The sequence below is a fragment of the Streptomyces recifensis genome, assembly GCF_002154615.1.
Taxonomy (GTDB): Bacteria; Actinomycetota; Actinomycetes; order Streptomycetales; family Streptomycetaceae; genus Streptomyces; species Streptomyces griseoluteus.
In genome coordinates this window covers 1-7,060 of sequence record NZ_MUNH01000360.1, presented here as the reverse complement: position 1 = coordinate 7,060, position 7,060 = coordinate 1, and the positions used below count along the sequence as shown (strand labels likewise).

The following is a 7,060-nucleotide window of genomic DNA, read 5'->3' as shown; positions in this document are numbered from 1 at the left end:
CCCCGCCGCCCAGCACCGCGGGAATCACCGAACAGGTCTGGGAGAACATCAACTTCTGGCAGCTGTGGGTGCGTACCTCGCGCTACCGCGGCCGGTGGACGGAGACGGTGTACCGCTCCGCCATCACCCTCAAGCTCCTGACCTACGCCCCCTCGGGCGCCCCGGTCGCCGCGGCCACCATGGGGCTGCCCGAGCAGATCGGCGGCGAGCGCAACTGGGACTACCGCTACACCTGGGTGCGGGACGGCTCCCTGTCGGTCCGGGCGCTGCTCGACCTCGGCTTCGTGGACGAGGCGACCCGGTTCATCCACTGGCTCGGCGACCGCCTCCAGGCTCATGAGGGGATGGACGGCGAACCCCTGCAGATCATGTACCGGGTCGACGGTGATCCCCGCCTCACGGAGGAGGTGCTGGAGCACTTCGAGGGGTACCGCGGCTCCTACCCGGTCCGGGCCGGAAACGCCGCCGCGGACCAACTGCAGCTCGACATCTACGGCGAGGCCCTCTACGGCCTCGCGGCGGGTCGTGAGGTCGGGGAACACGCGGGCTATCACGGGTGGAAGAGCCTGGCGGCCACCCTGGACTGGCTCGCCGACTCCTGGGACCGGCCCGACGAGGGAATATGGGAGACCCGGGGCGGGCGCAAGGACTTCACCTACAGCCGGGTGATGTGCTGGACGGCCTTCGACCGCGGTCTGAAGCTGGCGGCCGAGTTCAGCAGGCCGGCCGACACCGCGCGCTGGACCCGGGCCAGGGACGAGATCCTGGAACAGGTCATGCAGCGCGGCTGGAGCGAGAAGGAACAGGCCCTCGTGCAGTATTACGGCAGCGACGTCCTGGACGCGTCCCTCCTGCTCGCCCCCCGCGTCGGATTCCTCTCCCCGCGGAGTCCCGCGTGGCTCACCACCCTGGACGCGATGGACCGCGTCCTCGTCTCCGACAGCCTGGTCTACCGCTACGACCCCCAGGCGTCCCCCGACGGACTGCAGGGGTCCGAGGGGACGTTCAGTCTCTGCACGTTCCTGTACGTCGACGCCCTCGCCCGTGCCGGGCGGCTGGCCGAGGCCCGCTACGCCTTCGAGAAGATGCAGACGTACGCGAACCACGTCGGCCTCTTCGCCGAGGAGATAGGTCCGAGCGGGGAGCAACTCGGCAACTTCCCGCAGGCGTTCACCCACCTGTCCCTCATCATGGCCGCCACCACACTCAACGACGCGCTCGACCGGCTCTGACAGCGCGGGAGGCCGACTTGAGGGGCCACCGGTCAGGCGGCGTCCCGCTCGATGTACAGATGGACCGGGCCACGAAGTACGGGGCTGCGCCGGTACGGTGGCGGGTCGGCGACCAGGCGGGGCCGGTCCAGCCGGCGTACCAGTTCGGCGGGCGCGATCTGGGTCTCCTGCCGGGCCAGGGGGCCGCCGATGGCCCCGGTACGAAGTTCAGAGGAAACTCAGAAGATCGCCGAACCGCCCGGCCCGCGGGGATGCCGCATGCTGGAACCGAGATGAACAGCCATGATTCCCCTGCTCCGGCTCCCCGCACCCCCGACGGAAGGGTGCCGCGGGCGCTGGTCGTCGACGACGAGGCCGACCTGACCGATGTCGTCGGCGCGGCCCTCCGCTCCGAGGGCTGGGAGGTCCGCACCGCGGCCACTGCCGCCGAGGCGCTCCTCGCGAACCTCTCGTTCGAACCCGACGCCGTGGTTCTCGACTGGATGCTGCCCGACGGTGACGGCCCCGGCGTGCTGCGTCGGCTGCGCCGGGACCGGCCCGGGCTCTGCGTGCTCTTCCTCACCGCCCGCGATGCCGTGGAGGACCGTGTCGCGGGCATCACCGCCGGTGCGGACGACTACGTCACCAAACCCTTCAGCATCGAGGAGCTCCTGGCGCGTCTCAGGGGCCTGATGCGCCGGGCCGGCCTGACAGCACAGCAGCACCCCGACGGCGCCACCCTCGTCGTGGGTGATCTGGTGATGGACGAGAGTGCCCGCGACGTGTCCCGTGGCGGCCGGCACATCGACCTGTCGAAGACCGAGTTCGAGCTGCTGCGCTACCTCATGCGCAACCCGCGGAGGGTGCTGTCCAAGGCCCAGATCCTGGACCGGGTGTGGGCCTACGACTTCGGGGGTCGCGCCCATGTCGTCGAGCTGTACATCAGCTATCTCCGCAAGAAGATCGACGCCGGACACACGCCCCTCATCCACACGGTCCGCGGCGTGGGCTACGTGCTGCGTCCGGAACAGCGGTGAGCCTCTCGGTGGGACTGCCCCGGTCCCTGCGCGCCCGCCTCACCGCGGGCCTCGTGCTGCTGCTCGCGCTTGCCTGCACCTGCGTCGGCATCGTCACGGTGCTGGCGCTGGAGGGGTTCCTCGTCAACCGGCTGGACCAGCAACTCGCCGCCACCGGTGGACGGTTCGCCGCGAGCCTGGAACACGAGGCACGCCCCGACGCCGACAACGCCCCGGACACCCGGGGCCAGGCCGACGGCACCCTCGGGGCCCGCACCCTGCAGGGGCGCGTCACTCAGGCGGCCGTCGTGCGCGGGACGGCCGACCGGGCCGTCCCGCTCAGCGCGGCCGATCGGCACACCCTCCTCACCGTACGTGCCGACGGCCGTCCCCGGACCGTCCACCTCACCGGCATCGGCGCCTATCGCGTCGCGGCCTGGCGGGGCGACGACGCGGACGTCCTCATCACCGGCCTGCCGCTGCAACCGGTCGAGGAGACCGTGCACCGGCTCGAAGCCGTGGAGTCCCTCGTCTTCGGGGCCGTCCTCGTCGCGGCCGGTGTCACCGGCGCACTGTGGGTACGGCGTTCGCTGCGCCCACTGGAGCGGCTCGACCGCACCGCCCAGCAGGTGACCGCCCTTCCCCTGGCAACGGGCCAGGTCGCCATGCCACCATCGCTGCCGGCCGACGACGCCGACACCGAAGTCGGCCGCCTGACGCGCTCGTTCAACCAACTCCTCGGCCACGTCGGCGACGCCCTCGACCGCCGCCACCGGGGGGAGGAACGGCTGCGCACCTTCGCCGCCGACGCCGGACACGAGCTGCGGACCCCCGTCGCCACGATCCGGGCCCATGCCGAGCTGGCCATGCGGCACGGCGAGCCCTTGCCGGCCGAGGTCCGGCACGCGCTGGAACGCATAGAAGCGCAGTCCCGGCGTATGAGCCTCCTGGTCGACGAACTTCTCCTGCTGGCCCGGCTCGACGCGGGACGCGAACTCCGGCGGGAGCAGGTCGATCTGACCCGGATCGTCCTCGACGCGACCGCGGACGCGGCGGCCCGCCACCCCGGACACCGTTGGGAGCTCGATCTCCCCGAGGAGCCCGTCGAGGTCCCCGGAGACCCCGAACGACTCCAGCAGGCCGTGACCAACCTGCTCAGCAACGCCGGCCGGCACACCCCGGAGGGCACGCGGATCGACGTCGTCCTGTCGGCAGGACCGGAGTGGACGCGGCTCTCGGTCACCGACGACGGCCCCGGCATCCCGCCGGAGCTGCTGGCGCACGTGTTCGGCCGCTTCACCCGGGGCGACACCTCCCGCGCTCGCGCGACGGGTTCCACCGGGCTCGGACTGGCCATCGTGGACGCCGTCGCGCGGGCTCATGAGGGCCGGGCGGAGGCCGGCAGCAGGGCCGGTCGTACCTGCTTCGCCCTCGTTCTGCCTCTTACGGACGACCGCCGGGGTACCGGGCGGCCGTGAGCCGCGGAGGCGAAGGCTCCTGTACCGGAGGACCTGAGCGAGCGAAGGGCAGGCGACTCGCGCCGTCGTCTGTGCCGCCCGGCACGCTCAGCGTCGATCCGCCTCCAGGGTGACGGGCTCACGGGTCGTCCGCCGGCTCCCGGTGTCCCGGCGGGACACCGTCAGGTAACCGACGAAGCCGAGGATCGCCACGGTCCAGGACACCGTGACCGGGCCGACGCCCCAGCCGAGGCCGCCGTGGGCGTGGGACGCGGCCATCCAGTCGGCGATCGACGCGCCGAGGGGACGGGTCAGTACGTACGCCGTCCAGAACGCGGTCACCGCGCCGAGGAGGCCCATGCGGTGTGCGACGGCCGGGACCGCGATCGCCACCCCGAACAGGGCGATGGACCCCAGGTATCCCAGACCCGAGGAGGCCGTGAGGTCTCCGGCCGCGGTGCCGAGGGCGAAGGTGGCGAGAACGGCTGCCCAGTAGAAGGTCTCGCGGCGGCGGGTCCGGATGGAGTGGATCGACAGGGTGCGCTCGCACGCGTGCCACAGGGCGAAGACCGCGCCCAGGGCTATGACGAACAGGGGCGTGGACAGGGTGTAAGGGACGCCGAGAGCGACGTGGAGAACGTCGGCGGTCATCGTGCCGAACACGCTGACCATCACGATCGCCGTCCAGTAGATCCAGGCCACGTACCGGCGTACGGCGAACTGGAGGGCGAGTGAGGCGGTGAAGGCCAGACCGCCGAGGGCCACGGCCGGAACCGGTCCGAGAAGACGGGCCAGGAAGTCGGACGCGGTCTCGCCCATGCCGGTGGTGAGGACCTTGACGACCCAGAAATAGACGGTCACCTCGGGCACCTTGTTCGCGCGCTCGGCCATGCGGGCGCGAGACCGGGAAGAAGGCCGGTGACCGAGGACATGCTCTGTGCTCATGATCCGCACCCTCGCATGCCCAACTGTGCTGGTCCCAGGCCCTTTTGCCGTCGCTTTGGCAATTCCGGTGCAGGTATTTCCCCGTGTTCTTCCGGACCTGAACACAACCTGAAAGGTGCGCTGGGAATTGCTGTCGGCGCCAGGAAGGGCTGCTACCAAAGGCAGGTTCACCCGCTCCACGTCTGCGCCGCACCGCTCGCCCTCACGCGTCGGCTCGCCGCAGGCGATACGCGGCACCGGTCAGTGTCAGCGCGGTCCAGGCGAGGAGGACCAGCAGACCGGCGCCGGGTGTCAGCGTGCCGGAGTCGGGGGTGACGGCGAACATCGACGCACCCGCGTTGCTGGGCAGAAAGGGGCTGATGCCGTCACGCCACGCGCTCGGGAGCAGGGTGATCAGGCCCGGGACCAGCATCAGCGCGGCGACCAGGGCCGAGACGGCGCCGGCCACGGACCGCAGGAGGGTACCCAGAGCGGTCCCGATCACGGCGACCAGGCACAGGTACAGCCCCGCGCCCAGCAGACTCCGTACGACGCCCGCGTGCGAGAAGCCCATGGCGGCGGGCGTACCGGCGACGATCCGGCTGCCGGACAGGAAGGCCACGAACGCCCCCGCCGTCGCGACGACCAGCGCGACCAGCCCGGTCACGGCCGCCTTGGACCACAGCACCGGGAGCCGGCGCGGTACGGCGGCCAGCGTCGAGCGGATCATGCCCGTGGAGTACTCCCCGGCGGTGACCAGCACCCCGAGGACGCCCAGGGCCAACTGGGCGAAGTTCGCGCCGAAGAGGGACAGGCCCACGGCGTTCTGACGGGCGAAGTCCTGGTTCATCTGCCCGGAGCCGATCTCGGACCGGTAGCGGAACGCGGCGATCAGCCCGAAGGCGACGACGAACAACAGGCTCAGTCCGAGGACGATCCAGGAAGAGCGCAGCGAGAAGAGCTTGGCCCACTCCGAGGCGACGACACGTCGGCCGGTCACCCGGTACGCGGGACGGCCGTTCGCGGTGGACGGTGCCTCGGTGGCCGCGGTGAGGGTGCTCACGCCGGCCCCCCGGCGGCCGCGACGACCTCGGCCGGGGTGCCGTGATACTCGACGGCGTCCCTGGTCAGTTCCATGAATGCCTCCTCAAGCGAGACCTGACGCGTGTGCAGTTCGAAGAGGGCGATCCCGTGCTCGGCCGCTCTCAGACCGATGTCGCGCGCCGACAGCCCGGTCACCTGAAGCTCCTCCGCGCCGGCCTGTTCGGTGATCTCCACGCCCGGCCCCGCCAGCACGTCCCGCAGCCGCGCGGGGTCCTGCGCCGCCACCCGCACGGTGTTCCCGCCCGCCTCGCGCACGAGTTCCCGCACGGTCGTGTCGGCCAGCAGCCGGCCACGCCCGACAATGATCAAGTGGTCGGCCACCAGGGCCACTTCGCTCATCAGGTGCGAGGACACGAACACCGTGCGCCCCTCCGCCGCGAGCGAGGTCAGCAGGTTGCGGATCCAGAGCACCCCCTCGGGGTCCAGCCCGTTGACCGGCTCGTCCAGCATCACCGTCCGCGGGTCGCCCAGCAGGGCCGCGGCGATGCCGAGCCGCTGTCCCATCCCGAGCGAGAAGGCACCGGCCCGTGTCCCGGCCACGCTGCCCAGCCCGGTGACGCCGATGACCTCGTCGACGCGCCGGCGGGGGATGCCGTGGGTCAGCGCCAGCGCCCTGAGGTGCTGGTACGCCGAGCGGCCCGGGTGGACCGACCTGGCTTCCAGAAGGGTGCCGACCTCCTGGAGCGGCGCCCGGTGCTGCTCGTACCGGCGCCCGTTCACGGTGACGGTGCCGCTCGTGGGGGCGTCCAGCCCCACGATCATGCGCATGGTCGTGGACTTTCCCGCACCGTTGGGTCCCAGGAAGCCTGTCACGGTGCCTGGCTTCACGACGAAATCCAGGCCGTCCACGGCGGTTTTCTCGCCGTATCTCTTGGTGAGCTGCCGAGCGTCGATCATCGGTCCGCCGCTTTCCTCGTCTTCTTGCGGGTCGCACAAGAATTGCCGTATCCATCTGCGGATAAATCGGGCGCCAAGGAGTGGCGTCGCCCCGTTCAGGTTGCTGTCATGCGGCACGCCCGCTCGTGCTGTGCACGACGGTCGGCGGGAACTCGCGGTCGTGACCCGTGGGGACAGGAGGCTCAGCGAGCGGGCAGATCGATCGTGAAGCGGGCTCCACGTGTGCAGCCGGAGTCGTGGGAGACCTCGCCGCCGACGGAGCGGGCCAGTCGTCTCGCGAGGGGCAGCCCCAGGCCCGCGCCGTCGTGCCCGTCGTCCCGGTCGGCGCGCCGGCCGGGAGTGAACAGGTCGCCCACGAAGTGCTCGGGTACACCAGGACCGTCGTCGGTGACGTTGACGCGGACGCCGTCGGCCGTCCGGCGCGCCGACACCGTCACGCCCGCGCGGGCGT

General features: G+C 71.4%; 7 protein-coding genes and 1 pseudogene. 3 read left to right on the top strand and 5 right to left on the bottom strand.

What is annotated here, in order from left to right:
- The coding region (locus tag CCN33_RS19165; protein WP_086694802.1) for a glycoside hydrolase family 15 protein at window positions 1-1,232 on the top strand (1,232 nt) is incomplete at its 5' end.
- Between the two features lie 32 nt (window positions 1,233-1,264).
- Here the strand turns inward: CCN33_RS19165 and CCN33_RS33125 are convergent.
- Window positions 1,265-1,420: pseudogene (locus CCN33_RS33125) on the bottom strand (cytochrome P450); the annotation flags it as partial.
- Window positions 1,421-1,504: 84 nt separating this feature from the next.
- On the opposite strand from CCN33_RS33125, the gene CCN33_RS19160 reads away from it, so the two are divergent.
- Together CCN33_RS19160 and CCN33_RS19155 are read left to right on the top strand one after the other, a co-directional pair.
- Window positions 1,505-2,248: a response regulator transcription factor gene (locus CCN33_RS19160; RefSeq protein ID WP_086694801.1), complete on the top strand. Its 744-nt coding sequence runs from the start codon at window positions 1,505-1,507 to the stop codon at window positions 2,246-2,248.
- Window positions 2,245-3,705, top strand: coding sequence for a sensor histidine kinase (locus tag CCN33_RS19155; protein WP_086694800.1), 1,461 nt, complete (start codon window positions 2,245-2,247; stop codon window positions 3,703-3,705). Before CCN33_RS19160 ends, CCN33_RS19155 begins: the two co-directional genes overlap by 4 nt.
- A gap of 87 nt (window positions 3,706-3,792) precedes the next feature.
- Here CCN33_RS19155 and CCN33_RS19150 read toward each other — a convergent pair whose 3' ends face one another.
- From CCN33_RS19150 to CCN33_RS19135, 4 genes are all read right to left on the bottom strand, one after another.
- A complete protein-coding gene (locus CCN33_RS19150; protein WP_244173865.1) occupies window positions 3,793-4,629 on the bottom strand; it encodes a COG4705 family protein in 837 nt (278 codons plus the stop codon).
- A 202-nt stretch (window positions 4,630-4,831) separates the two neighbouring features.
- Window positions 4,832-5,671: an ABC transporter permease gene (locus CCN33_RS19145; protein ID WP_086694798.1), complete on the bottom strand. Its 840-nt coding sequence runs from the start codon at window positions 5,669-5,671 to the stop codon at window positions 4,832-4,834.
- Window positions 5,668-6,609, bottom strand: coding sequence for an ABC transporter ATP-binding protein (locus CCN33_RS19140; RefSeq protein WP_086694797.1), 942 nt, complete (start codon window positions 6,607-6,609; stop codon window positions 5,668-5,670). Before CCN33_RS19140 ends, CCN33_RS19145 begins: the two co-directional genes overlap by 4 nt.
- Window positions 6,610-6,791: 182 nt before the next feature.
- A partial coding sequence (locus CCN33_RS19135) for a sensor histidine kinase (protein WP_140394595.1) occupies window positions 6,792-7,060 on the bottom strand: 269 nt, incomplete at its 5' end.

Excerpts from the sequence above, each read along its gene's own strand:
- CCN33_RS19160 (WP_086694801.1), top strand. The coding sequence starts at position 1,505 with ATGAACAGCCATGATTCCCCTGCTCCGGCTCCCCGCACCCCCGACGGA.
- CCN33_RS19140 (WP_086694797.1), bottom strand. The coding sequence starts at position 6,609 with ATGATCGACGCTCGGCAGCTCACCAAGAGATACGGCGAGAAAACCGCC.
- CCN33_RS19150 (WP_244173865.1), bottom strand. The coding sequence starts at position 4,629 with ATGAGCACAGAGCATGTCCTCGGTCACCGGCCTTCTTCCCGGTCTCGC.